This window comes from Mesorhizobium sp. M1A.F.Ca.ET.072.01.1.1 (assembly GCF_004023325.1).
In the GTDB taxonomy this organism is placed as follows: Bacteria; Pseudomonadota; Alphaproteobacteria; order Rhizobiales; family Rhizobiaceae; genus Mesorhizobium.
Genome location: NZ_RZSF01000718.1, coordinates 1 through 496 on the forward strand (window position 1 = coordinate 1; position 496 = coordinate 496).

Sequence of the window (496 nt, forward strand, 5' to 3'; positions counted from 1 at the left end):
CTCCTGAGGTGGCGAGGATGCGCGGCCAGTATTCCTTCCAGCATCTCGTCGACGGAACGGTTGCCGTCGTTGATGATCTTCTTGGTCTGCACCGGCATCCTCCCGATCTCGGTTTTTTCGCGATATTAGAGGCTGTTACCGGGATTGCCACCCCGGCAACCGCGCCTCACGCCGCGATCTTTTCACGCGCCGCACTTATCTCAACGCAGGCCTTGGCCGCTTCCTTGCCCTTGACCTGGAAGTGCTCGAAGAAGAAGCGGTGGTGCTCGGCGCTGTCGTGATAATTGTGCGGCGTCAGCACCGCTGAAAGCACCGGCACGCCGGTCGCAAGCTGCACGGTCATCATGCCGCCGAGGACGGCGCCGGCGACGAAATCGTGCCGGTAGATGCCGCCATCGACGACGAAGGCGGTGCCGAGGATCGCGGCATAGCGGCCGGTCTCGGCGAGGGTCTTGGCATGCAATGGGATCTCGTAGGCGCCGGGCACGTCGAAGAC

1 protein-coding gene is annotated in these 496 nt (G+C 63.1%); it reads right to left on the reverse strand.

Annotated features, from left to right (window positions below; all coding sequences use genetic code 11):
• Window positions 1–166: 166 nt before the first annotated feature.
• Window positions 167–496: 6,7-dimethyl-8-ribityllumazine synthase (locus EOA32_RS37705; protein ID WP_128374340.1), on the reverse strand; the 330-nt coding region annotated here is incomplete at its 5' end.